Origin of the sequence: Daejeonella oryzae DSM 19973 (genome assembly GCF_000422945.1) — a bacterium.
GTDB classification, from domain to species: domain Bacteria; phylum Bacteroidota; class Bacteroidia; order Sphingobacteriales; family Sphingobacteriaceae; genus Daejeonella; species Daejeonella oryzae.
The window spans coordinates 542220-567939 of sequence record NZ_AUHA01000003.1 but is presented as its reverse complement, the minus strand read 5'-3'; the positions used below and the strand labels follow the sequence as shown (position 1 = coordinate 567939).

At 36.9% G+C, this 25720-nt stretch carries 19 protein-coding genes and 1 other RNA gene; 8 read left to right on the top strand and 12 right to left on the bottom strand.

Annotated elements, in window-relative coordinates; all coding sequences use genetic code 11:
• Positions 1-24: 24 nt before the first annotated feature.
• Positions 25-801: a dienelactone hydrolase family protein gene (locus G521_RS0110055; RefSeq protein ID WP_026898424.1), complete on the bottom strand. Its 777-nt coding sequence runs from the start codon at positions 799-801 to the stop codon at positions 25-27.
• A gap of 44 nt (positions 802-845) precedes the next feature.
• Positions 846-1469 carry a 7-carboxy-7-deazaguanine synthase QueE gene (locus tag G521_RS0110050; RefSeq protein ID WP_026898423.1) on the bottom strand — a complete coding sequence of 208 codons (624 nt, stop codon included), beginning with the start codon at positions 1467-1469 and terminating at the stop codon, positions 846-848.
• A 136-nt stretch (positions 1470-1605) separates the two neighbouring features.
• Here G521_RS0110050 and G521_RS0110045 point away from each other — a divergent pair, with 136 nt between their 5' ends.
• Complete coding sequence (locus G521_RS0110045) at positions 1606-1956, top strand: Rieske (2Fe-2S) protein (protein WP_026898422.1); 351 nt, start codon at positions 1606-1608, stop codon at positions 1954-1956.
• Positions 1953-2390 carry a hypothetical protein gene (locus tag G521_RS0110040; protein WP_026898421.1) on the top strand — a complete coding sequence of 146 codons (438 nt, stop codon included), beginning with the start codon at positions 1953-1955 and terminating at the stop codon, positions 2388-2390. The genes G521_RS0110045 and G521_RS0110040 overlap by 4 nt, the downstream gene beginning before the upstream one ends.
• A 25-nt stretch (positions 2391-2415) precedes the next feature.
• On the opposite strand, the gene G521_RS0110035 is transcribed toward G521_RS0110040, so the two are convergent.
• Complete coding sequence (locus tag G521_RS0110035; protein WP_026898420.1) at positions 2416-3297, bottom strand: bifunctional 5,10-methylenetetrahydrofolate dehydrogenase/5,10-methenyltetrahydrofolate cyclohydrolase; 882 nt, start codon at positions 3295-3297, stop codon at positions 2416-2418.
• Positions 3298-3356: 59 nt separating this feature from the next.
• Positions 3357-5144: a translation elongation factor 4 gene (gene lepA, locus G521_RS0110030; protein WP_026898419.1), complete on the bottom strand. Its 1788-nt coding sequence runs from the start codon at positions 5142-5144 to the stop codon at positions 3357-3359.
• A 193-nt stretch (positions 5145-5337) separates the two neighbouring features.
• On the opposite strand from lepA, the gene G521_RS0110025 reads away from it, so the two are divergent.
• From G521_RS0110025 to G521_RS0110015, 3 genes are read left to right on the top strand one after another with little or no spacing between them, the layout of a single operon-like run.
• Positions 5338-6471 (top strand): Re/Si-specific NAD(P)(+) transhydrogenase subunit alpha, encoded by a 1134-nt coding sequence (locus G521_RS0110025; protein WP_026898418.1) that lies wholly within the window; start codon positions 5338-5340, stop codon positions 6469-6471.
• A 7-nt stretch (positions 6472-6478) separates the two neighbouring features.
• Entirely contained in the window at positions 6479-6787 is a 309-nt protein-coding gene (locus G521_RS0110020; RefSeq protein WP_026898417.1) for an NAD(P) transhydrogenase subunit alpha, read from the top strand.
• 23 nt (positions 6788-6810) lie between these two features.
• Positions 6811-8214 carry an NAD(P)(+) transhydrogenase (Re/Si-specific) subunit beta gene (locus tag G521_RS0110015; protein WP_026898416.1) on the top strand — a complete coding sequence of 468 codons (1404 nt, stop codon included), beginning with the start codon at positions 6811-6813 and terminating at the stop codon, positions 8212-8214.
• Positions 8215-8321: 107 nt separating this feature from the next.
• On the opposite strand, the gene G521_RS0110010 is transcribed toward G521_RS0110015, so the two are convergent.
• The 5 genes from G521_RS0110010 to G521_RS0109990 form a co-directional block, all read right to left on the bottom strand.
• Positions 8322-9710: a sigma-54-dependent transcriptional regulator gene (locus tag G521_RS0110010; protein WP_026898415.1), complete on the bottom strand. Its 1389-nt coding sequence runs from the start codon at positions 9708-9710 to the stop codon at positions 8322-8324.
• 101 nt (positions 9711-9811) lie between these two features.
• Positions 9812-10182, bottom strand: an RNA gene (gene rnpB / locus G521_RS17805) — RNase P RNA component class A.
• 35 nt (positions 10183-10217) lie between these two features.
• On the bottom strand, positions 10218-10646 hold the full coding sequence (locus G521_RS0110000; RefSeq protein WP_026898414.1) for a c-type cytochrome: 429 nt from the start codon (positions 10644-10646) through the stop codon (positions 10218-10220).
• The gene (locus G521_RS0109995; protein ID WP_026898413.1) at positions 10636-11286 is read right to left on the bottom strand and encodes an SCO family protein; all 651 of its coding nucleotides are present in this window, start codon (positions 11284-11286) and stop codon (positions 10636-10638) included. The genes G521_RS0110000 and G521_RS0109995 overlap by 11 nt, the downstream gene beginning before the upstream one ends.
• Before the next feature lie 114 nt (positions 11287-11400).
• Positions 11401-13137 (bottom strand): phospho-sugar mutase, encoded by a 1737-nt coding sequence (locus G521_RS0109990; RefSeq protein WP_026898412.1) that lies wholly within the window; start codon positions 13135-13137, stop codon positions 11401-11403.
• A gap of 410 nt (positions 13138-13547) precedes the next feature.
• Between G521_RS0109990 and G521_RS0109985 the strand changes: the two genes are divergently transcribed.
• A complete protein-coding gene (locus G521_RS0109985) occupies positions 13548-14861 on the top strand; it encodes an aspartate kinase (protein WP_026898411.1) in 1314 nt (437 codons plus the stop codon).
• A gap of 62 nt (positions 14862-14923) precedes the next feature.
• A complete protein-coding gene (gene lysA / locus G521_RS0109980) occupies positions 14924-16081 on the top strand; it encodes a diaminopimelate decarboxylase (RefSeq protein ID WP_407637165.1) in 1158 nt (385 codons plus the stop codon).
• A gap of 70 nt (positions 16082-16151) precedes the next feature.
• Here lysA and G521_RS0109975 read toward each other — a convergent pair whose 3' ends face one another.
• Together G521_RS0109975 and G521_RS0109970 are read right to left on the bottom strand one after the other, a co-directional pair.
• On the bottom strand, positions 16152-19325 hold the full coding sequence (locus tag G521_RS0109975; protein ID WP_036678843.1) for a basic secretory protein-like protein: 3174 nt from the start codon (positions 19323-19325) through the stop codon (positions 16152-16154).
• An 87-nt stretch (positions 19326-19412) separates the two neighbouring features.
• Complete coding sequence (locus G521_RS0109970) at positions 19413-21881, bottom strand: transglycosylase domain-containing protein (protein ID WP_026898408.1); 2469 nt, start codon at positions 21879-21881, stop codon at positions 19413-19415.
• A gap of 127 nt (positions 21882-22008) precedes the next feature.
• On the opposite strand from G521_RS0109970, the gene G521_RS0109965 reads away from it, so the two are divergent.
• On the top strand, positions 22009-22887 hold the full coding sequence (locus G521_RS0109965; protein WP_036678840.1) for a polyphosphate kinase 2 family protein: 879 nt from the start codon (positions 22009-22011) through the stop codon (positions 22885-22887).
• Here G521_RS0109965 and G521_RS0109960 read toward each other — a convergent pair whose 3' ends face one another.
• On the bottom strand, positions 22888-25689 hold the full coding sequence (locus G521_RS0109960) for a S8 family peptidase (RefSeq protein WP_026898406.1): 2802 nt from the start codon (positions 25687-25689) through the stop codon (positions 22888-22890).
• Between the last annotated feature and the right edge of the window lie 31 nt (positions 25690-25720).

Here is a 25720-nt window from a genome sequence, read left to right as displayed (position 1 = left end):
CCTGAATATTGATCCGGCAAAAATCTATTGAAAAATTTCTGTCAGAAATAATTTTAAATGTTCCCATGATCTCTTGGCGGCAAGCTCATTATAAGCGGCACCTTTGGAGTTATCATTTCCTGCTTCCGGTTGAGTAAATGCGTGTACAGCATTTGCGTAATAAATCATTTGCCAATCTGCTTTTCCATCTCTCATTTCCTTTTGAAAATTCTTGATTTCATCTGAGGAAATGAATGGATCATCCGCTCCATGCAATACCAGAACTTTAGTCTTAATCGCATCATTTACTCTGCTGCTATCTTTTCCTAAACTACCGTGAAAAGATACAACCCCTTTAACCGGAAAATCTGCACGGGCTGCTTCAATAGCACCTCCGCCACCAAAACAATAACCAATAACAGCTATTTTATCCGGGTTAGCACCTTTTTTAATAAGCTCATCAATTGCCGCTTTAATTCGTGATTGGTAGACCTTGTAATTATTTTTGTAATAGCCAGATTTCTCACCAGCTTCTTTTGCATCTTTCGGTTTTACACCTTCACCATAAATATCGGCAGCAAGAGCATGGTATCCCAGTAAGGCCAGTTTATCGGCAGATTTTTTTTCATGATCTGATAAACCCATCCACTGCGGAATAATTACCACACCCGGAGCTTTATTTTGGTTCGTTTTTGCCTTTGCAAAATATCCCTGGAGTTTGGTAGCTCCGTCAGAATAATTGGTATTAATTCTTTGAGCGTATGTGTGCTTTCCCAGCAAAAGGGAAGCAATAATTGCTAAAAATAATAGAGAAGTTTTCATATGTACTTGATTCATTCTTTAAATATAAGTTGTAACAACTAATATCAGGGAATGTTCAAATACTTATGAGTTTGCAATGATATTTCCCATCTGGGATTATTTTTAACGTAGTCTATAATCAAGGGAGTAATGATATCTGCCTTTGACCATTCAGGCTGTAAATATAGTTTACAGTCTTCCGAAACTAGTTTTGAATTTTCCTCTGCCCAGGCAAAATCACTTTTATTAAAAATAATTACCTTTAATTCTCCGGCAACCTGGGCAACTTCTGCTTTTGGACCTTTAAATTTTTTGGGGGATAAACAGATCCAGTCCCATGATCCGGAAAGAGGGTAGGCTCCCGACGTTTCAATAAAAGTTTTAATACCTCTTTGCTGCAAGCCTTTTGTAAGATAATCCAAATTGTAGATTAAAGGCTCGCCACCTGTAATAACAACCGCTTTTCCGGGATACATGCCCGCATTTTCTATGATTTGATCTGCAGATGTTAGCGGATGAAGTTCTGCATCCCAGCTTTCCTTTACATCACACCAATGACAGCCTACATCGCATCCGCCAAGGCGAATAAAATATGCTGCTTTACCTGAATGAAATCCTTCACCCTGAATTGTGTAAAATTCTTCCATTAAAGGTAATAAAGTGCCGTCTGCTGGGATTTGATGTGCCATTGTGTAATTTAGGCTGCAAATATAGGTACATTAATAGAATGGTGTACGCCAATTACTTAATTGAGACACGGTTTTGACAGTTTAATCCAGGTTTGATGGAACTGACAATTCAGAATTACAGATTAACTATCAGGTTATGCCGCTTAAATGGTTTCGGATTTTTTCATTAGAAGTTTTAAATGAGCCCAACTTTATTAAACTACTTCAAGTTGAGGGTCGTAAATTTTGCGTTGTTAAAGTCAACCAGGAATTCTTTGCGGTGCAGAATCGCTGTCCTCATGCCGGCGCTGATCTCACTTTAGGCTTTTGTAAAGAAAAAAAACTTATTTGCTCTTACCATCGTTATGAATACGACCTTGAAACGGGTCGGGGAGCAGAAGGTCAGGGAGACTATCTGACAACCTATCCTGTTAAGGTTTTGGAAGACGGGATTTATATCGGTTTTAAAGAGAAGTGGACATTTTTTAAAAAACTATTTCGATTATGACTATTCAGGAAATTGATCATTTAACAGAACGCTTTTATCAGAGCATCAGCTTTAATACGGAACACTTCCCAAATTTAGATCAGCTTAAAGAATTGTTTTTTGGAGACGGGAAACTTATTAATGCAAATTTCGATCAGGTATTAGATTTTACGGTTCAAACCTTTTCGCATTCGCTGATGGCGCAAATTGAATCAGGGAATGCCACCCATTTTACCCAGCAGGAAATATCTGACCAAACAGAAATATTTGGAATAATTGCTCAAAGAATAAGTGTATATGAATATACTTCATCTGCTATCTCCAACGGTAAGTGGAAACAGGGCGTCAATTATATTCAATACCTAAATGTTCATGGAAAATGGTTGATTACATCTATGATCTGGAAAGATGAAAGTCCGGATTTATCTATTCCGGAATCTTATCTGGATTTATAAATAATACCCTGTAATCAAAATATGATTATTTGTAAATCTCCCTTTTTGCAGATGCCAGAGTATTTTTAAGTAATCCGACTATAGTCATTAATCCAACTCCACCAGGTACAGGCGTTATATAAGAACATTTTGGGGCAACATTTTCAAAATCTACATCTCCGTAAAGTTTGTATCCTGATTTAGTAGTTGCAGAAATTTCTCTGTTCATCCCAACATCAATTACAACTGCTCCATCCTTAACCATATCGGCAGTAATAAAATTTTTCTTACCAATAGCAACAATCAAAATATCTGCATCAAGGGTAAATTTCTTAATATCAGGTGTTTTACTATGACACAAAGTTACGGTGCAATTACCTGTAGAGCTGTTTTGAGCCATGAGTATACTCATTGGAGAACCTACAATATTGCTTCTTCCAATTACAACACAATGCTTTCCTGCGGTTTGAATTCCGTATTCCTGAAGCATCAACGTAATTCCGTAAGGCGTAGCCGGTATGAACGAGGGAAGATTTCGCTGCATCCGCCCCAAATTAATTGGATGAAATCCATCCACATCCTTCCTGTAATTTATTTTCTCGGTAATTTTTTCAGGATCAATATGATTGGGCAGAGGTAACTGCACAATTAATCCATCAATATCCGGATCAACGTTAATCGCTTCAATTTTATTTAATACTTCGGCTTCGGTAACTGTATTTTCATAAAAAATAAGGGTAGAGTTAAAGCCTACTTTTTCGCAGTTTCTCATTTTGCTGGCTACGTAGGTTTCACTTCCACCATCGTTACCAACCAAAATTGCAACCAGATGAGGTTTGCGTCCGGTTCTTTCAAGAATTTCGGCTGCTTCAAGAGCAATTTCCTGCTTCAGTTTTTCAGATACAAATTTCCCGTCGAGTAGTTGCATTTTTTTTAATTATGAGTATCGAAATTTGAGATTGTATAATCTCTTTGATCTCCAATTTATCAATCTAATTTTAAAACCGCCATGAATGCTGATTGCGGAATTTCCACGTTACCAACCTGACGCATACGTTTTTTACCTTTTTTCTGTTTTTCAAGTAATTTCCGCTTACGCGAGATATCACCACCATAACATTTTGCCGTAACGTCTTTCCGCAAGGCTTTAACAGTTTCGCGGGCTATGATCTTAGCGCCAATAGATGCCTGAATAATGATCTCAAATTGCTGACGCGGAATTAATTCACGTAACTTTTCGCAAATTCTCTTACCAAAATCATATGAATTACTGCGGTGAATTAAAGAGGATAATGCATCCACAGGTTCGCCGTTTAAACGAATATCCAAACGAACCAGATCTGACTGGCGATAACCTATCTGATGATAATCAAATGAGGCGTAACCTTTGGAAATGGTTTTTAAGCGATCGTAAAAATCGAAAACGATTTCACCCATCGGAATCTCAAAAACAAGTTCTACACGGTCGGATGTGAGATAAGACTGGTTTACAATTGCTCCCCTTTTCTGAATACAAAGTGACATCACAGGTCCTACAAATTCAGACTTGGTAATAATGTTTGCCTTTATAAAAGGTTCTTCAACATACTCCAGTTTACTCGGATCAGGCAAGTCAGAAGGATTATTGACATGTATTTCTTCGCCTTTCGTTGTAAAAGCTTTGTAAGATACGTTGGGTACGGTTGTAATAACCGTCATGTCAAATTCGCGTTCTAAACGTTCCTGGATAATTTCCATGTGGAGCATTCCAAGGAAACCGCATCGGAAACCAAATCCTAAGGCTGCAGAAGATTCGGGTTCGAAAACAATGGAAGCATCGTTTAGCTGCAATTTATGCATTGCTTCACGCAGCTCTTCATATTCATCTGTATCTACAGGGTAAATACCTGCAAATACCATCGGCTTAACTTCCTCAAATCCTCTGATTGCTTCCTTACTTGGACGATCTTTATGAGTAATTGTATCTCCAACTTTTACTTCCCGGGCTTCTTTAATACCTGAAATGATATAACCAACATCGCCGGTTTTGATCACATCCTTAGGTAATTGCTTCAGCTTTAATGTTCCTACTTCTTCGGCAATATATTCTTTGCCAGTAGCAACAAATTTTACTTTATCTTTTTTACGGATTTCTCCGTTTAAAACCTTAAAGTAGGCCACAATTCCCCTAAAGGAATCAAATACAGAATCAAAGATCAAAGCTTGTAATTCACCTTCCGGATTTCCTTTTGGAGCGGGAACCCGCTCTACGATAGCTCTTAATATATCATGAACACCCATTCCGGTTTTACCGGATGCAGGAATAATATCTTCGCGTTTACAACCAATCAGTTCAATAATCTGATCTTTCACTTCCTCTGGCATTGCACCGGGAAGATCCATTTTATTGAGGATTGGGATTATTTCAAGATCATGCTCCAAAGCTAGATATAGATTTGAAATTGTCTGCGCCTGAATTCCCTGAGAGGCATCAACAATTAGCAGCGCTCCTTCGCAGGCTGCAATAGAACGGGATACTTCATATGAAAAATCGACGTGTCCCGGGGTATCTATCAGATTCAAAATATAAGGCTGTCCATCCTGAATATAATCCATCTGAATGGCATGGCTTTTTATGGTAATTCCGCGTTCGCGTTCTAAATCCATATCATCCAGCAACTGAGCCTGAGCTTCGCGTTGGGTAATTGTATTTGTGTATTCTAATAATCGATCAGCTAAAGTACTCTTACCGTGATCGATGTGTGCAATAATGCAAAAGTTACGTATATGCTTCATCCGAAGCGCAAAGATAGTTTTTTGCGGTCAAAAAATCAGTATAAGTATTGCAGGAGGCTTAATAATTATATAAGTTATAATTACAGGCTCAATGAATAATATTCAGCATCTTGTTGCATATTATATTTCAGCTATTCACCACTCCCTAGATTCTTTTCATTATTTTAGAAGCTTACCATAACATTTAATGTAAATGACTATAGGAATTTTGTGTGAGCCATCTTATGAATCAAGGGTTTCTTTGTTGCCAGGAAATATCAACCAGCTAAAAAAACATAATATCAATGTAGCAGTAGAGGCAGGTAGCGGTTCGAAAGCATTTGTTTCTGATGAACAGTATCGGGAAGAAGGAGCTGAAATAGTAAGCAGGGAGGAAATTTTAAAAAACTGTGAAATAGTGCTTTGCATACACCCTTTAAGCACAGAAGAAACCAGCCTGCTTAATAAAGATGCGGTGCTTATTGGTACTTATTTTCCGCTCGCTCAGAATGATCTGGTGAATAGCTGGACTTCTAATGGTTTGAGCACTTTCAGTTTAGACATGCTGCCCAGAACAACCAGAGCCCAGACAATGGATGTATTAAGTTCTCAGGCTAATATTGCCGGTTACCGTGCCGTATTAATGGCTGCATTGCATCTTCCTAAATATTTCCCCATGCTGATGACTGCCGCCGGAAGCATTGCTCCAGCAAAAGTTCTTATTCTGGGTGCCGGTGTTGCCGGATTACAAGCTATTGCAACCGCCCGCCGTTTAGGAGCAGTAGTAGAAGTTTTTGACACACGGCCCACGGTTAAAGAAGAGGTAATGAGTTTGGGGGCCAAATTTATAGAAGTAGAAGGTGCCGCCGATGCCTCATCTGCTGGAGGTTATGCTGTAGAACAAACAGAAGATTATCAGCGCAAGCAACAGGAGCGTATTTCTGAAGCATCTGTTAAAGCAGATGTAATCATTACCACTGCCCAAATACCCGGAAGAAAAGCGCCGATACTAATTACTGAGGATATTCTAGAAAAAATGAAACCCGGTTCCTTAATTATTGACCTGGCAGCTTCTACAGGTGGTAATACCGCTAAAACCAAAAATAATGAGACTGTTATTTTCAATCAGGTTAGTATTACAGGCAATTCAAACCTGGCTTCAGGAATGCCCGCCGATGCCAGTAAATTATACGGGAAAAATGTTTTTAATTTCCTGCAATTAATTCTTAAAGATGGTTTACTTAATTTAAATTTTGAAGATGACCTTGTAAAGGGTGCATGTATTACACACCAGGGTGAGATTATAAATGACAGAGTGAAACAATCTCTAAAAGATCAGATAAATTAAAATAACTATGGAAGAGCTTTTAAATTGGTTTACAATACATCAGCAGATGATCTATATCGTAATTCTCAGTATTTTTTTAGGAATAGAGGTGATTGGCCGGGTACCCAGTGTATTGCACACTCCTTTAATGAGCGGTGCAAATGCCATTCACGGAGTTGTAATTATCGGAGCAATCATCGTGATGGGCAAGGCCGAATCTGATAATTATCTGGCTTTAATTTTAGGATTTTTAGCAGTGATTTTAGGAACTCTGAATGTGGTGGGAGGTTTTGTGGTTACCGACAGAATGTTGGAAATGTTTAAAAAGAAGAAATAATTCATCCCGATTAAGAAAAAAATATGGAAATAAACATACTTACAATTTGCTACCTCATCGGTTCGGTAACCTTCATAATCGGACTAAAAATGTTAAGCCATCCAGAAACTGCAAGAAAAGGTAATCTGATTGCCGCTGCAGGTATGGCTATAGCCATCTTTGGAACTATATTTTTATATCAGGAAAACGGACTAAAACTTAGTAATTATGCATGGATTTTTGCGGGTTTGTTTATTGGTACTGTAGCCGGCACGATGGCCGCCCGAAAGGTAAAAATGACGGCAATGCCAGAGATGGTTAGTTTATTTAACGGTATGGGAGGGGCTTGTGCCGCACTTATTTCTGTTGTAGAATTTGGCCATATCAATCATTCAGGAGAACCTGCAGGGAATATTACTTTGCTAATCATTTTCGCCGGACTAATTATCGGAGCAGTTTCTTTCGCAGGAAGTATGGTTGCCTGGGCAAAGCTAAACGGTCGGATTAAAGATTACTCATTTAACGGCCAGCACATTGTTAATCTTGTAATTCTGGCTTTCATAATTCTTGCATCTGCGTATTACATATTCAGTACGCCGGTCGGTCTTGGATATATATTTTATGCTGTACTCGCTTTATCATTAATATACGGGCTATTTTTTGTCTTGCCGATAGGTGGTGCAGATATGCCTGTTGTAATTTCTTTACTTAACTCTTTTACAGGAGTAGCGGCCGCATGCGGAGGCTTTTTGTATGATAATCCGGTTATGCTGACAGGAGGAATTTTGGTGGGATCTGCCGGAACCATCTTAACCATTCTGATGTGCAAAGCGATGAATCGTCCGCTAAGCAATGTTTTAATTGGTTCATTTGGAGTAAATCAAAAAAGCGGCAGCAGTAGTTTCTCAGATCAGGGAAACATTAAAGAAATAAGTATTAATGATACTGCTGTGGTAATGAGTTATGCTAAAAAAGTAATTATCGTACCCGGTTATGGTCTTGCTGTTGCTCAGGCTCAGCATGTTTGTCATGAACTTGAAAAAGTTTTATCTGAAAAAGGAGTGGAGGTTAGTTATGCCATTCATCCTGTTGCCGGTCGTATGCCCGGTCATATGAATGTGTTGCTGGCCGAAGCGGATGTCGATTATGCCAAACTGCAGGAAATGGAACAAGCGAACGAGCAATTTCCTTCAACTGATGTAGTACTAATTCTTGGCGCAAATGATGTCGTAAACCCTGCCGCGAAATCAGATCCTTCATCTCCGATATATGGCATGCCCGTATTAGATGTTGAGCTTGCAAAATTGGTAGTAGTTAATAAGCGTAGTATGAAGCCCGGTTATGCCGGAATAGAGAATGCACTATTTTTTGATCCTAAAACTTCTATGCTGTTTGGCGATGCTAAAGACGTATTACAAAAGTTGGTTGCAGAAATTAAGAGCGTATAAATTTACTATATAGCCACTTCAATAATTTGATCGGTACGGATTACAAAAAATCCCGGTTCACTTAAAGTGACCGGGATTTTTTGTAATTATTTGTATAAATAGCTTTTTTATAATTCAGCTCTTTTCAAGCCGTATTTTTCAATCTTACTGTATAAATGACTACGCTGAATTTCGATATCATCAGCCGTTTTTGATACATTCCAATTGTTTTTTTCAAGTTTATATTTAATGTAATCGCGTTCTGCCGAATCTTTATATTCCTGAAAATTGGTGAACTGATCAAAGTTTGTTTGCGGACTTGCTGTTCCATTAGTAGGAGCAACAGGAGTTGCAGGAGAAGCCGGATTTGCAAAATTTCTTACATCAGCATCTGTAATAACTTTCTCACTCAATATGATTAATCGTTCAATCATATTTCTTAATTCACGAATGTTTCCGGTCCATGGCATAGCTTTTAATGCTTCCATTGCAGAATCACTGATGGTCTTAACCGGAATTCCGTAATCACCACAAATTTCATTACAAAAACTTTGTGCAATTATTGGAATATCATCCTGTCGCTCAGTTAAATGAGGGACATGAATTAAAATTACACTTAAACGGTGGTACAAATCCATACGGAAATTACCAGCTTCAATTTCCTTCTGAAGATCCTTATTGGTTGCAGCTATTACACGTACATCCACATCAATCTCTTTTTCGCCTCCAACCCGTGTAACCTTATTTTCCTGCAATGCACGTAATACTTTTGCCTGCGCAGAAAGACTCATATCTCCAATTTCATCAAGAAATAAAGTTCCACCGTTAGCTAATTCGAATTTTCCTAAACGTTGTTTTACTGCTGAAGTAAAAGATCCCTTTTCATGTCCGAATAATTCACTTTCAATTAATTCTGAAGGAATGGCAGCACAATTGACTTCTATTAACGGTGCATTGCAACGATTTGATTTCTCATGAAGCCATCGGGCTACCAATTCTTTACCGCTACCATTGGCTCCGGTAACTAAAACACGTGCATCAGTTGGTGCCACACGTTCTATGGTATCCTTAATGCGGCTAATCGCAGGGGATTGACCCAGCATTTCGCGAGTTTTGCTAACTTTTCTTTTTAAAACCTTAGTTTCAGTTACCAGGTTTCCGCGTTCCAGGGCGTTGCGGACAGTAATTAATAAACGGTTTAGATCGGGTGGTTTTGATATAAAATCATAAGCGCCCTTTTTACTGGCTTCAATGGCTGTTTCTACCGTTCCATGTCCGGAGATCATTATAAATGGCAAATCAGGATGAATGTTCATGCTTTCTGTAAGCACTTCCATTCCATCCATTTTATTCATTTTAATGTCGCATAGAACAAGATCATAACCATTTTTCCTGATGAGTTCTAATCCTTCAATTCCATTATCAATATCATCTACCTGGTAATCTTCGTATTCCAGAATTTCACGTAAAGTATTGCGAATTGCCCGCTCATCATCAATAATTAAGATTTTTGCCATACATTAAATTTGTATGCCATCCCAAGGGGAAGGCATAATTTTTTTTGCGAATATAATGATTGTTTAAATATAACCTAAGTCTTTATCAGGTTGAAGTATTCAAAAAAAGCAAGCCTGTAAGCCGGGTTCTGTTACCGCCGAAGCAGTATTTCTATCATTTATCTAGCCATATCATTGCTGATATGATCTAACGACCTACCCACTAACATCGGACGAGCAGCCCTACGTGCGTTAGCCTATTTGGTCTTTCAACTCCTGGGGTTTACCGCAATATATGTCGCCATATACTACCGTGAGCTCTTACCTCACATTTTCACCTTTTCCACACCGATTAATCGGCGTGGTAGTTTATTTTCTGTGGCACTTTCCGTCTCCGGTCAAACCGGATCCTTCCCGTTAGGAAGCAGAATGCTCTGTGTTGCCCGGACTTTCCTCTCTTCATAAGATGAACAGCGATAGAACGGCTTGCCTGGCAAAGTTAGGATAATTCCTGATTTGATAACTGAATTAAAATTTACAATTTTTAAGATCAGCATTCGCTTCGGATGCATCATAATACCCGATCTTATTTCCAAAAGAGTTGCCGATATATACAATTAACTGAGCAATATCAATATCAGAAAGTTGTGCGTTTGCGGGCATCTCCGCATGATATTCTTTACCTGCTATTTCAATTTTAGTATTTAATCCATATTTTATAATACAGCTTAATTGATTTTTATTAGATTGAATGTAGCTTGTATCTGTTAATGGCGGATATAAACTTTTTAATCCTGTACCATCTTTTGCATGACAATTCTGGCAATGCTGTTCATAAAGACCTTTGCCATTAACATAATAGCGTTGATAATTGATTTGCTCTTCGCTACTGCATGATTCGAAAAGTATAAATAAAGAGAAACTGAAAAATGATATAAGCAATATTCTATTTCTCATTTGTCTTCTTCTCATTCAGCAATATTTGCATATCAGCTACCATTTGCTCTACCTGATCATCTTTAGTACCGTCATAGGCACCACGCATATGCTTGTTTTCATCTACCAAAATAAACCATCCCTGGTGTACAAATCCCTGTGGATCTGTTTTGTCTTCGTACGCAGCAACCAAATAATTTTTTGCTGATACATTATAAATCGAATCGCTTGAACCATGAACGAATTCCCATTGAGTTCCTTCGATACCTAATTTATCGGCGTACTTTTTTAATTTGGAAGGTACATCATATTTAGAATCAATGCTGTGAGACAGGAATTTTACTTTTGGATTTCCCTTAAATTTCTCATATACATTCAGCATATTTCGATGCATAACAGGGCAAATTGTATTGCAACTCGTAAAAAAGAAATCCGCTACGTAAATTTTACCGTTAAAATCTTTTTCCGTTACCAAAGTGCTATCCTGATTTAAATAGGAGAAGGGCTCTATAGTTTGGTAAATAGTATCAACTACTGTTTTGCCCTCTACCTGCCGTTCAACCGGTTCCCGGTGGCCTAAAATGGGTAATTCACTTTTTGTTTCGTTTTTACAGCCCTGTAATGTTAATCCGGCCAGTAAAAAAATAAAGAATATTCTCATGCCGCTAATTTATCAAATAATAATTTGATTGAATTAACTGATAGCCTTTTAAATAAAAAAGGATTAGCCAAAAACACCAGGTTTTAAATAATCCTTTTTATGCTTAATATTTAATTAAACAGCCAAATCTTCCATTATAGAACTGATTTTTTCTTCTAGTTGCTTATCCGTTTCTTTGAATGCCCGAATATCCGGAAGTTCTGTTTTAACGCTGCAGTAAAATTTAATTTTAGGTTCAGTACCTGAAGGGCGTGCAGATATGATGCTTCCATCTTCTGTAATAAATTGAAGAACATTTGATTTTGGATAATCCAATTTTTTTGAATTGCCCGTTAGAATGTCGGTTTCAATTCCTTTTTCATAATCTTTTAAGGAAACAACTTTAGAACCATCTAACGTTACAGGAGTATTGGTTCTGAATCTTTCCATCATTGCCTTAATCTCTTCGGCTCCGCTCTTTCCTTTTTTTGTGATTGATACAAGTTTTTCTTTGTAAAATCCAAACTCATGATACATATCCAGCATAGTATCATATAAACTGCTTCCCTGATCTTTATAAAAAGCGGTCATTTCTGCAATGAAAGCACATGAAATAACGGCATCTTTATCCCGCACTAATTCTCCTACCAGGTATCCGTAACTTTCTTCGCCGCCCGCAATAAAGGTTTTTTTACCTTGAAGTTCAGTCATCACCGCACCAATCCATTTAAATCCTGTTAAGGTATTATAACAGGTTACATTTTTAGATGCAGCAATTTCATCAATCAAATTTGTGGTTACTATGGTAGAAACTATATATTCATTTCCTGTTAATTTTCCGCTTTTTTCCCAGGCAGTTAAAATATAGTTTATCAATAAGCTACCGGTTTGATTTCCGTTTAAAAGAATAAATTCTCCTTCATTGTTTTTAATAGCGATGCCCACGCGGTCAGCATCCGGGTCAGTTGCCAGAACTAAGTCAGCATCTGTTTCCTGTGCTTTTTTTAAGGCTAAGGTCAATGCTTCTTTTTCCTCAGGATTCGGATAGATAACAGTAGGGAAATTTCCATCAGGCTTAATTTGTTCTTCAACAAGAATCAGATTGGTAAAGCCAAACTTGGCCAAGGCCTGGGGAACCAGTGTAATGCCTGTTCCATGAATAGGTGAGTAGACAATTTTTAGATCGTGCTGGCGCTGAATGGCTTCTTTTGATACAGATAGTTTACTGATATCTTCAAGATATTGCTGATCCATATCTTCAGCAATCATTTCTATATTTTCATCAATGAAATTGAAATTTACATCATCAATACTCTTTATTTTAGCTACTTCGTCCATCACTAATCCATCATCCGGAAAAGTAAATTGTCCGCCATCTGCACCATACGCTTTGTAGCCATTATATTCTTTGGGATTATGTGAAGCGGTGATCATAACACCACTTCTACAACCTAATTTCCTGATGGCATACGACAGTTCGGGAGTAGGACGTAATTCTTTAAAAAAATAAACCCGGATTCCGTTTGCAGAAAATACTTCAGCGGTTATTCGGGCAAAATAATCAGATTTGTTCCGGCTATCGTGCGCTACAGCTACTTTAACTTTTTCGTCTGGATATTTATTTTTTAAATAATTACACAAACCCTGTGTTGCAGATCCAATAGTATATTTATTTATGCGGTTTGAGCCGGGGCCCATTAAACCTCTAAGTCCACCGGTTCCAAATTCCAGGTCTCTGTAAAAAGAATCTGTTAATTCGGTAACTAAGTTTTCGTCCAGCATCTGCTGAATGGATTTCTTTGTTTCCTGATCGTAATTTCCCTCCAGCCAGGTATTTACTTTTTGGTGTACTGTTGATTCTAATTCCTGCATGATATTTTCCTGAGAGTTTTTAATAGATGTAAACAATGTAAATAATCTTATCAATAATATTTATTGAATGCTAATAGTTTAGTTATGAAGAATTTTATGACCGAAAATAATTTGCTTTTAACTAATTTTAGCCTTTAAAATGATAACAGGTCAATAAAACATATAATTAACCATTTATTCACAAGTATAAATATCCTTTACTGATATTTAAAATTAAGATTTAATATAGAAGCTTTGACAGCTACTGAAAATATATTTAATAGTATGACTTCAGAATAAATGAACCCATTATCCAAGTTCATAAAATTTAACAATAAAACCAATAAAACAAACGAGAACCATTATGCGGTCAACTATTGAGGAAAGCGATCAATAGAAACAGGTTCTCCAAAATCTAAATAATTATTCTGATGAAAATATTAAAGTTTGGTGGAACATCTGTAGGAAGTCCCGAGAGGATTAAAAGTCTTTTAGATATTATAAATCCTAAAGAAAAACAGATTGTAGTTCTGTCAGCTGTTTCAGGTACTACAAATAGGCTGGTAGAAATATCTCAGGCATTTTTAAATAATGATAAATCCAAAGCGACAAAGCTGATTAATAATCTACATCATTTTTACACGAAATTTATTTCTGAATTATTCAGCACTCCCGAGGGTTTAGAACAGGGCGCTAATCTTGTTAATTATCATTTCAGTTTCATTCATTCATTTGCAAATGATTTATTTACTCCTTTAGAAGAAAAAATTATTCTGGCACAGGGAGAATTAATTTCCACCACACTTTATCAGTTTTATCTTAATGAGATCGGAGTTTCATCGAAACTCCTTTCTGCGCTTGATTTTATGAAGATTGATGAAGATAATGAACCCGATGTAGCTTTTATATCAGAGCATTTAAAACCAATTCTGGCAGATTATCCGGATCATACTTTATTCATCACACAAGGGTTTATCTGTAGAAATTCTTTCGGTGAAATAGATAATCTGAGAAGAGGCGGAAGCGACTATACCGCATCATTAATTGGGGCGGCAATTAATGCCGAAGAGGTTCAGATCTGGACTGATATTGATGGCATGCACAATAATGATCCACGGATTGTAAGCGGTACTAAACCTATTGCACGCTTATCTTTCGATGAAGCAGCTGAATTAGCTTATTTTGGAGCTAAAATTTTACATCCGCAAAGTGTTTTCCCGGCACAGAAATATAAAATTCCGGTTAGGTTATTAAATACAATGGATCCAAAGGCTCCGGGAACATTGATAACAGATGACAGCGAGCGTGGCAAAATTAAATCGATTGCCGCCAAAGACGGGATAACCGCAATAAAAATTCAATCGAGCAGAATGCTTTTGGCTTATGGATTTTTAAGACGTGTTTTTGAAGTTTTTGAACGTTATAAAACTCCTATAGATATGATTACAACATCGGAAGTGGCCGTTTCAGTAACCATTGATGATACACGTAATCTGGAGGAAATATTATCCGAGTTGAACAGATTTGGAACAGTTGAAATAGATTCTGATCAAACTATAATATGCGTGGTTGGTGATTTTGCAGCTCAAACCCACGGATATGCTTCCCGTGTTTTCGAAGCTTTAAAACACATTCCCATACGGATGATTTCTTATGGCGGAAGCAGCTACAATATTTCACTTCTTTTAAAAACGGATTATAAAGTAGAGGCATTACGCTCACTTCATAGCCGTTTATTTGAATAAACATCCCAATTACTTAATCTTAAGTTTACTTATTTCCTTTACAGGGATATTATATGATAAAAATGATTTTTGATCCAGTTACAATTTCCGGTTTTAGTTCGCAGGAAACTCCATTTTACTATTACGACCTGACTTTATTACATAAAACGCTGTTAGCTTGTAAATCTGCCAGTGACAAGTACGATTTTCATGTTCATTATGCATTGAAAGCAAATTTTAACGAGCAAATTTTAAATGCAGTAAAAAATGCCGGTTTCGGAGCCGATTGCGTAAGCGGAAATGAAGTAAAAAAAGCTATTGAAATCGGTTTTGATAAGGCTAAAGTAGTATTTGCGGGAGTTGGCAAATCAGATAAAGAAATTAATGAAGCCCTGGATAATGACATTTTTTGTTTCAATGTAGAATCTGTTCAGGAACTCTCAATTATTAATGAATTAGCAGGCAAGAAGAACAAAAAAGCAAGAATTGCTTTGAGAATAAATCCAAATGTTGATGCACTAACCCATCAGTATATTACAACCGGGCTTGAAGAAAATAAGTTCGGAATCAATCAATGGGAATTGACAACCTGTACCGAAGTATTAAAGCAATCCAGTCATTTAGAATTAATTGGTATTCATTTTCATATCGGATCTCAAATAACTGATCTTGATGTTTTTAAAAGTCTGTGTGTTAAAGTAAATGAGATACATAACTGGTTTAATGATCGTGGTTTTCAACTTCGGGTATTAAACGTTGGGGGAGGTTTAGGAGTTGATTATCATCAGCCGGATCAGAATCAAATAGTGGATTTTGAGCAATATTTTAAAATATTTGATCAGTTTCTTGAACGCCGTCCCGGACAGGAAATTCATTTTGAACTTGGAAGAGCTTTAGTTGCCCAATGCGGCAGCTTAATCAGCCGGATATTGTATGTTAAAAATGGTCTGAAGAAAAACTTTATAATTCTGGATGCCGGTATGACTGAACTAATGCGCCCAGCTTTGTATCAGGCATTTCATAAGATTGAAAATTTATCACGTAGAGAAAATTCGAATACTATAAAATATGATGTTGTAGGTCCGATTTGTGAGAGTACTGATTGCTTTGGTAAGGAAGTAGAATTGCCGGAATCAGAACGCGGAGATCTAATTATAATCAGAACTGCCGGTGCTTATGGTGAAGTTATGGCTTCGGGTTATAACTTACGTGAACACGTAAAATCAGTGTATTCATGCTGATTTTCATCCTTTAGTTTTTAAACAAAAAAAGCGATCTGATGAGATCGCTTTTTTTGTTAAGTGGTATTTTTTACCAGCCAGGGGCAAATGTTAATCCAAATACACCTCCGGAGACATCTTTACGCTGAAACGGAATTGCGAAATATGGCTCCAGAACGAAATATCCAAATACATTTACTCTCATTGAAACTCCTGCACTCATAGCCGGAACTCGTTCGTAAACATTTTCTACTTGTCCGGTACGAGGATTAACTTCGGTCCGAAGGAAAGCAGGTTCGCTCTTGAAAGCTATTTCAGAACCTTTTTCATAGGCTAAACCAATGTCGAAAAATGCATTCAGGTCTGAGAAAAGAAATTTAGAATCAATTGCTGAGAGTTTTTTAGGGCCGGTAAAAGGAAGTCGGACTTCAAAATTTGCAACCGCAATTTTAGTTCCTACCAACTGATTTATATCAAATCCGCCGGTAGTTGCTGAACCGTTTTTATAAAATGAGTTAGCTTCGTATCCTCTGATAAGATAATTATAACCAACATACAGTGGATATAAACGATCTTCATCACGTCCAAAACGGGAATAACTGTATAGTCTTCCTGCTATAGTTACTGGCTTTAAACGCACATATTTACGTAAGTCAGCTGTTATTGCACCTAAGCTATAATCCCCAAGATAACCTTCAATACCTAAACGATATCTGAAACCGCTAAGAGGGGAGGTGACTCCAAAAAAGGAATTATCTCCTACAAAAGCACTGTTTAACTGATAGGTTGTGAATGAATTAAAATCCACTCCATAATCCTGAGAAGCTTCTTCTTTAGATAGTTTTTGCCGGTTAGAACCGAGAGGGAAACCTATTTGCCCCGAATTTGGATCGAATGAATAATAATTATTATAACGATCTATACGATAGCTATAATATGAAACACCTGTTCCGGCTTCAAAACGATGTATTTTAGAGAATGGATACGATGCAAAAACTTGAAGCTGATCTTCAAACGTTCTGATGATATCGTAGCGTTCATTGTAAGCAGGAATGCTGCCGCCACCCTGTGCGGGCAAGTCATCCACAGAAGCTGAAACCAATCCGGATACATAAGGAATATGTGAAGCTGCAGCTCCCCAGTTTATCCTGCTTTGCTGATTAATGTAAGCTACCTGACCACCAAAATCATAAATTTCACCGTTAACTGCAGCTGCAGCATAAATCTGGTTACGACCCAAAATATCACTAAATACACCCTGCACTCCACTGGATAAGCCCGTTCCAAAACGCCCTACAGAAGCACCAACACCATTGCTTGATAAATAATCAAGTTTAAACTGAGGCCTGTAATCAATCGTTTTTATAGAATCGGTTTCAATAGTTTCAAAACGCTCAAAATTACTCAGGTTGGCGTTAATTATGTCTACTCCAACCGATTTGGAAGGAGGAAGAACTGCCGCATCAAAATTTACCGCTTTGGGATCTACAGGAACACCTTTAAAATCAGTTGATTTTGCATTGTAAATCGCATATTTCTGAGTACGATAATAAGAATATAAAACATCATCATTACGTGAAACACTTAAAGCCGGACTAAATTCCGTTATTCCGCTGATTCCAGTAAAGTAATCCGTTAATTGTTCAACAGACCCGGAAGCTAAGTTGTAACGATACATATTTCTGAAACCATCACGGTTAGATAAAAAATAGATATCCTGATTATTAGCTGAAAATTGTGGATTTAAATTATTAGCTCCGTCAAACACATTAATATTGCTAACCCGGTTTGTTGCTAAATCAATTACCGCCAGATTAAATGGAATATTTACTTTATATGTTGATTTATCCAAGGTTGTACGGTCACTGCTGAATACTAATTTTGTTCCGTCATTTGAATAGTTAGGATAATAATCAGAGTATTTATCATCTGTTAACTGCGTTAATTTTCGGGAATTCATATTATAAATATATAAATCACTCTGACCTTCTATCATTCCAGAAAAAGCAATATCATTGCCGTTGGGAGACCAGCTCAGATTTCCGAATTCTTCTACTTTATCAATAGAAGCAGTTAAAACGGTTCTGCCACGTTCTACCTCAACCACCATCAGTTTATTTCGGCCTTCACTGAAAACACTGAAAGCAAATCTTTTGGAATCCGGCGACCAGCTGCCTGCAGATTCTATAAAATTAAATTCATCGATATGCGAATTTTTAGCTCTGCTTGTAAGTTTTCGGAGAATCTTGCCTGTTTGGGCATCCGCAAGAAACAAATCAATACTTAATAGATCTTTCTCTGATAAGAAGGCCACATATTTTCCGTCAGGCGAAATAGAAGGGGCCACATTATAACTTTCACCGCCATTGTTGCTGTCTATAATCCGCTTTCCGATTGGTATTTGAGAAGTATCTTTTAAAAATGGCTTATAAGTATTTTCAATACTAGTTTTCCATAAACTGGAAAGTGTTTTTTCATCATAACCGAAAGTTCTTCTGATGGCCATTTCATAGCCGTACTTAGCGGTTTCTTTAAAAAATGGAACGATCACCGTATCGCCGTAGGTTGCACCGATATATGACCAGAAAGCCTGTCCATAGCGATAAGGGAAATATTTATTACTGGTTGTAAGATCTTTTAATGTGGGAATATCTTTGTTCAAATAGGCATCACGCATCCACATAGAAGTATAAGCATCAACTTTTCCTATCGATAAATATTCGGCCATACCTTCCACCATCCATAAAGGCAGATTACCAATATTTTCCAGATTAGTAGAATCGCCTTCTATTAATGAGTGATATTGAAAAGCATGTACCAGCTCATGACCCAGAACGTGACGGGTTTGATTGTTTAACTGGGTTACAGGCATAATTACCCTGTTTTTCATTCCTTCAGTTACACCACCGGTACCTACTCCAATTTCTCCGCCAAGCGCAGTTGTTTGCTGAAAATCAGGGTGATTTGAGTATAAAATAAATGGATTCTTTTTAGTAAAAGTATCTCGGAAAACCTGCTGGTGAAGATCATACCAAATTTCTGTTTCCTGAGCAAATCTCTTAACCAGACTATCATTTTTAAGATAATAGTACAATTCAAAATGCGGCGTTTGGTAAACTTTAAATTTCAGGTTTTTATATCTTACCTTATTTTGTCCGAAATATTGAGCGTTAACAGGAGTTACCGATACAAAAAATAACAGAAGCAAAAGAGAGTAAAATAATCGCAGTGATAGTTTACTGCGTAAGAGATCAACTTTTCTCATTTTTATATATTTAGCTGTGTACCTAATTTACGGAAAATTTAAGACTTTGATTTTGTTCAGATTAGACTTATTAATGATGAAATTAGTTTAATTGTTTTCGTCACCTTTTTTCTTTCTGTTTTCTTTACGGATTTCTCTTTGAGATTTACTCGTATCAGCTTTCGAATCCTGTTTATTTTCTGATGGGATCTTCTCCCTTCCCTTAGGTAAAACTTTGGTTGATGCTTCCCGATTTTTGTCCTGTTCTGTTTCAATAGTACCTGAATCTAGGGGTTCAATTTCAGGCACATTCATTGAATCCATAAACAAACTATCTGTTTGAAGCGTATCAGTCAGCTCACGCTCATACTGTGGAGTAACGCAGTTATATTCCCTTGTAATGTTAACACCCGGCTTAGGAAAAGGGCCGAAGGTTATTCCAAGCGAAGGATCCTGATATACCTTCTCCATAAATTTTGCAAAAATAGGAAGCGCTGTCTTGGATCCTTCTCCGGTTTCTGAATTCCGAAAGTGTACACTTCTTTCATCACAACCTACCCAAACTCCGGTTACAAAATCCTTGGTTAATCCCATGTACCAACCGTCAACATAGTCAGAAGATGTTCCTGTTTTACCGCCTATTTGATTTCCCTTTTTAAATAAATCCCATTCCCAAAGTGCCTGTGAAGTACCACCCGGTTCTTCCATTCCGCCACGTAACATATACGTCATCAGCCAAGCAATTTCTTCACTCAGGGCTCTTGTAGTTTTTGCTTTGAATTCTTCAAGTATATTGCCATCCTTATCAGTAATTTTTTCTACCAGAATAGGATCGGTTTTCATACCCTTATTCAGAAAAGTACCATATGCCTTCACCATTTCAAAAACACTCACGTCATTTGGACCTAAACTAACTGATGGAACAGATTTCAATTTACTTTCTATGCCACATAAATGAGCATACTCTACCACTTTAGAAGCTCCAACCTGCTCTGTAATTTGAGCAGTAATTGAATTTATAGATCTCGCCATCGCATGCCTTAAGGTCATTTCACGTCCTGAAAATGAGTAGGAGGCATTTTTTGGTTCCCAATACTCGGTTTCATTTCCCTCCTGATACTTAATTTTAACAGGCTTATCCACGAAACGGTCGCAGGGGTTCATCCCTGATTCAAGAGCTGCTAAATATGCAAAAGGTTTAAATGTTGATCCGGCCTGTCTTTTTGCCTGTATAACATGATCATATTTGAAAAATTTATTATCAACTCCACCAATCCAAACTTTAATATGGCCGTTAAAAGGATCGAGTGTCATCATACCCGTATTCAGAATTTTCGCATAATATTCCAATGAATCCAGTGTAGAAAAAGTTACTTCTTTAGGTTTTGGATCCCAACTGAAAACCTTCATTTTTTTAGGCTTGTTGAGGTAATAATCTATAGAATCCTGGTTATTGTTAAATCGTTTACGCAGATATTCATATTTAGGAAGACGCTTGGCTGCGGTTTCAGCAAAATTGGGAATTTCTTCTTTTTCTGAATTTTGCCACGGGTTTTGATTGCCCCACTCATTTAAAAGTCTTCGCTGTAAAATCTTCATCTGGCTTGCCACAGATTCTTCTGCATAATTTTGCATCCGGGAATCAATAGTGGTGTAGATTTTTAAACCTCCTTCATAGAGATCATAATTATTGTCTTCACACCATTGTTCAATCCATTCTGCTACTGCAGATTTAAGATAAGACTCACCTTCATTACCATCATCAAATTCTCCCTGAATAGTTTTCAAAGGCAAATTGCTGTATTTTTTAAATTCATCAGAACTGAGGAAATTGTATTTCTGCATTTGAGAAAGAACAACATTACGTCTTTCTAAAGATTGCTCCGGGTTGCGGAGTGGATTATAAGTAGTATTGGCTTTTAAAATCCCTATTAATGTAGCTGATTCCTGAACCTGAAGTTGCGAAGGCTGTTTATTAAAAAAATGCTTTGCAGCAGTTTTTATGCCGTAGGTATTTCCCCCAAAGGGAACGGTATTAAGATAAAGTGTTAATATTTCCTGTTTAGAGTAATAGCTTTCCAGCTTTACTGCAGTTACCAATTCTTTAATTTTATAGATAATGGTTCTGAAACCGGGAATGATTTTTATAGCGCCTTCGGATTTTTGATTCCTTGTACGATAGAGGTTTTTAGCTAATTGCTGAGTAATTGTACTGGCTCCGCGTCGGTCACCCTGTGCGGTTGAAATGGTACTCGATATAAGTGATCTGACATCAATACCGGTGTGTTGAAAAAAACGGACATCTTCTGTAGCCACAAGTGCATCCACTACACTTTTTGCAATTTTATCATACTCAACGGGTGTACGATTTTCTTTATAATATCTGCCAATTAATTTTCCGTCAGAGGTATACAGCTCTGATGCAATTCGCATATTAGGCGTTTTTATGTCATTTATATTGGGTGAATAACCAAATAACCATAAAAAATTCAGCTCAACGGCGCAGAAAAACAGAATTATAAAATAGATGAAAATTACGGCGTAGCGAAGTGGTTGAAATTTAATTCTTCTGAACATGGAGTAAATATGTGAAAAATACTGTGGTTAATAATATGATGGATTCGTTTTTTTCGTGGCGCTGAGGAATAACGCAATTCATTTCCTTAAATTTTTAAATTATCTTCAAAAATTATTCCCCAAATATATGGATGAGTTTATAAACCATTTCAGGATTCAAAATGAAGAAAATTTTGCTTTGCTGAACCACGACCCAAAGTTTAGCGGCGATCATAAAAAAAGTGAATCTGAAAACGTCTTAAATGATTATAAAAATCAAATGGATGAATTACAGGAGAAACTTTATGCTACTAACCGCTATTCATTACTTATAATTTTTCAGGCTATGGATGCTGCGGGCAAAGATAGCGCTATTGAACACGTAATGAGCGGTATCAATCCGCAGGGCTGCCAGGTATTCAGCTTTAAGCAACCAAACAGTGAAGAATATGAGCATGATTTTTTATGGCGTCATAATAAAGCTTTACCTGAAAAAGGACGTATCGGCATCCATAACAGATCACATTATGAAAATGTACTTGTATGTAAAGTTCATCCGGAATATTTAAAAAATGAGGGTTTTTCCTATCCCTTTAAATCTGACGAAGAGGATGAAAAATTCTGGAAGAGCAGATATGAAAGCATTATAAATTTCGAAAAGCATTTATCAGCAAATGGAACGGTTATCCTAAAATTCTTTTTAAATGTTTCAAAAAAAGAGCAAAAAGAACGTTTCCTTGAACGAATTAATGACCCTTTGAAGAATTGGAAATTTTCTTCCGGTGATGTGAAAGAAAGAGAGAGATGGGATGATTACATGAAAGTTTATGAAGAGGCAATAAGAGCGACATCAACGGAAAATGCTCCCTGGTATATTATACCGGCAGATAAAAAGTGGTTTACAAGAATTGCTATCAGTAAAATAATTGTTGAAACTTTAAAGTCACTAAATCTACAGCTTCCTGAACTATCTGAGGATGAAAAGGGAAAACTTGAAGAAAGCAAAAATCAGTTAATGAAGGAATAATCAGGTTTTAATTAATTTACTCCTGTAAACTGGCTTACCCTTTAATGTTATGATGCAAACATAAATTCCCGGCTTTAAATCCGCAACTGAAAAAGATTGAGTCAAATTATTTAAAATTTCAGTGCTCATTTTTTGCCCGGCCGAATTATAAAGGCTGAGTTCAAAATCGTCTATTGTACCAGCAAGTATTGAGAAACTTTCGGTTGCAGGGTTAGGATAAAGAGTAAACTGATATTCTTTTAAATAAATCGCAGAGATTGTATCCGAATAAATTAAAGTGCCGTTTTCTGTTTCAAGAACAGCTCTGTAATATTGGATTCCGGTTTTTGGACTAAGGTCATCAAATGAATACATTAAAGAACCGGTATTTATCAAGCTTAATCCAATGGAGCTAAAAGTTGCCCTACTTGTAAGCTTTTCCCAGGTAATATTTTTTAGACCAGACGTTGTCCCTAAGCTGAGATTTAAAACGATATTATCATTTGATCCATTATTTGCCAAAAAGGTTTTAAAATAGCAGTCAACGCCCTGCGAATTGAGGTTAATTGTAAAACTTCTCAAGCCTTCAAATCCTTGAACACTGTTCGCACTTACCGCAAAATAATCGGAAGATCTCGAATTTGAAACCTTCAGGACTGTATCTTCCGTACTTTGCAATGCCTGTAAAATATTATCTTTTATGGTATAAATAGTATAGTTCTGCGCATTTGGTTGTTTCGGCCATACCAGTAATGCTCCGTCTGTACAATTAAACCCGACCTTTAATGATAAAGGTTTCGAAATGGAAAAGGATTGAGATCTGTATTCCAAACCATTTATAGACATTTTTAAAATTGCTTTTGAAAAAAGCTGCGGAGCAGACCATTTAAAAAAATTGGAGTTGCCATTATTTAGTCCGATAGCAGACCATGAAATTCCATCATCATAACTTACTGAAAGAATTCCGGGGGCATTTTTATAGGTGCTTTTCCATCGAAGATGATTATCCTTACCCGAAAATAATTTCTCATTGAGTAGCGGATAAGTCCACTGAAATGTGTTTGCCTGATTAGTTTGGTAACTCAGATGGAATTGTTGCGAATTTTGCTGGAGATTTTTTGCTTTTACATGTATTGTATAATTTCCCGGAACCGGATTTTCAAAAGTAACTTGTTCAATATTATTAATGGAATCTCTTCCTCTCACAGCCGGTTTAGAAAGGGAATCCGGATTTGGAAAGGAGCTTAAAACCCATGGAAGTATTATATTTCCGGATGAATCTTCAAGCCATAGGTCCAGATTATTTACTAATGCCTGTGCCGAATTTATTGGCGCAGCCAGATCATTCCATGCCAGGGAAATCTTAACCTGGGATGTTGAAGGAGAAATCTCTAAAGGCAAAATATAATCCTGTAAAGAAGTTACTATTCCGCTCTGGTAACGACGCTCATCTATGGTTTTGATAGCTTCCAAAGCATTTAATTTTCCGTATCCATTTTCAAAATCTACGTTCAGAGCTCCAATATCATCAGCCGAATTTATCAGAATACTTTTTAGTAAAGCGGATGAGGGGAGCGAACCGATTTGCATTTTATATTGCTGCTGCAGCAGGCTTACTACCCCTGTGGATAAAGCAGCCGCACCCGATGTTCCATCTTCTCCTGCAGAAACTATTTCTGGTTTGATGCGTCCATCAAATGCCGGTCCTTTGGAACTTAAAAATTCTGTAATATTTTCACGGTTTGTGCCACCAACAACGAGAACGTTTTTTGCCTGCTTAAAGGTTCCGGTTAAATTAGCACGATTTAAAATTCCGGCATATACCCCGGTAGATGGCGTAGAAGCTCCGCTGTTCCCTGATGAAAATACATGTATTAGACTGTCATTCTGATAAATCTGACGATCGTACTCATACGCCTCGGCTCCATAATAATTTTCAATTCCCGTTCCATAAGAATGGTTCTGCACACTTATTTTACTGTTTATAAAAACAGATAAATCATCCGGCATTAAGTTTTTATAATCAGATGAAGTGAATTTAACTTCAGGAGCCACCCCTAAACCATTTATAAAACTATTCCCATTTCCACCGATTAAAGTAGCCATGGTAGTTGCATGAGTGGATTTAAATAATGAGGGGGGTAAGGAGATAAAAGATCTGCCTAATAAATCCAGATCATTTTTATCGTAAAATCCTTCTTTGAGCGATGCATTAATTCCATTCCCTTTTAAAGAAGGATATAAATGTTGTACCGCTTTTATTTCATTAACAGACAGATCAAGATTATTGATTACGAGTTCATCATGTGCTCTTCTAATTAAATCAGCAAATTCTATTTCATCTATATCTAATAATTCAGAAAGCTTATTACTATTAATTTCGATTACGGCAAATTTTCCATTTACCGAAATCAGTTTAGCGTATGATGATAGTTGTTTTATATTGAAGGCCTCATTTTCTGATGTGAAAACCAGTTGAACACGTATGACATCTACTCCGGGTTCTCCGATTTTTTTTATCAGATTATCACTCGCTTTCCAGAGATTATTTGCAGTTGTAAAATCCTTAAGCCCCAATTCGGCGGGATCATTTTTTGAAAATAAGATATAATGATCAGGAGATAAGCGGCGGATTATTTTCAGATCCTGGTTCTGATTAATCTTAAAATCAGCAGGAAGCTTTATCAGATATGTTTGGTTAAGCTTCTGACCTGGAATATTTTTTTTATATATTTTAAAATAGGGATCTTCAGCTATTTTTTTTTGTGCTGAGCTGTTTAAACTAATAATAGATAGGAATATTAAAATAATTACGCAGCGCATTATGTTAGGAACTTTTTTCTAGAAATAATTT

Excerpts from the sequence above, each read along its gene's own strand:
- lysA (WP_407637165.1), top strand. The coding sequence starts at position 14,924 with ATGATTTTTGATCCAGTTACAATTTCCGGTTTTAGTTCGCAGGAAACT.
- G521_RS0110010 (WP_026898415.1), bottom strand. The coding sequence starts at position 9,710 with ATGGCAAAAATCTTAATTATTGATGATGAGCGGGCAATTCGCAATACT.
- G521_RS0110050 (WP_026898423.1), bottom strand. The coding sequence starts at position 1,469 with ATGGCACATCAAATCCCAGCAGACGGCACTTTATTACCTTTAATGGAA.
- G521_RS0110000 (WP_026898414.1), bottom strand. The coding sequence starts at position 10,646 with ATGAGAAATAGAATATTGCTTATATCATTTTTCAGTTTCTCTTTATTT.
- G521_RS0110025 (WP_026898418.1), top strand. The coding sequence starts at position 5,338 with ATGACTATAGGAATTTTGTGTGAGCCATCTTATGAATCAAGGGTTTCT.
- G521_RS0109965 (WP_036678840.1), top strand. The coding sequence starts at position 22,009 with ATGGATGAGTTTATAAACCATTTCAGGATTCAAAATGAAGAAAATTTT.
- G521_RS0110040 (WP_026898421.1), top strand. The coding sequence starts at position 1,953 with ATGACTATTCAGGAAATTGATCATTTAACAGAACGCTTTTATCAGAGC.
- lepA (WP_026898419.1), bottom strand. The coding sequence starts at position 5,144 with ATGAAGCATATACGTAACTTTTGCATTATTGCACACATCGATCACGGT.
- G521_RS0109995 (WP_026898413.1), bottom strand. The coding sequence starts at position 11,286 with ATGAGAATATTCTTTATTTTTTTACTGGCCGGATTAACATTACAGGGC.
- G521_RS0110020 (WP_026898417.1), top strand. The coding sequence starts at position 6,479 with ATGGAAGAGCTTTTAAATTGGTTTACAATACATCAGCAGATGATCTAT.
- G521_RS0110045 (WP_026898422.1), top strand. The coding sequence starts at position 1,606 with ATGCCGCTTAAATGGTTTCGGATTTTTTCATTAGAAGTTTTAAATGAG.
- G521_RS0110035 (WP_026898420.1), bottom strand. The coding sequence starts at position 3,297 with ATGCAACTACTCGACGGGAAATTTGTATCTGAAAAACTGAAGCAGGAA.
- G521_RS0109960 (WP_026898406.1), bottom strand. The coding sequence starts at position 25,689 with ATGCGCTGCGTAATTATTTTAATATTCCTATCTATTATTAGTTTAAAC.
- G521_RS0109990 (WP_026898412.1), bottom strand. The coding sequence starts at position 13,137 with ATGCAGGAATTAGAATCAACAGTACACCAAAAAGTAAATACCTGGCTG.
- G521_RS0109970 (WP_026898408.1), bottom strand. The coding sequence starts at position 21,881 with ATGTTCAGAAGAATTAAATTTCAACCACTTCGCTACGCCGTAATTTTC.
- G521_RS0109975 (WP_036678843.1), bottom strand. The coding sequence starts at position 19,325 with ATGAGAAAAGTTGATCTCTTACGCAGTAAACTATCACTGCGATTATTT.
- G521_RS0110015 (WP_026898416.1), top strand. The coding sequence starts at position 6,811 with ATGGAAATAAACATACTTACAATTTGCTACCTCATCGGTTCGGTAACC.
- G521_RS0110055 (WP_026898424.1), bottom strand. The coding sequence starts at position 801 with ATGAAAACTTCTCTATTATTTTTAGCAATTATTGCTTCCCTTTTGCTG.
- G521_RS0109985 (WP_026898411.1), top strand. The coding sequence starts at position 13,548 with ATGAAAATATTAAAGTTTGGTGGAACATCTGTAGGAAGTCCCGAGAGG.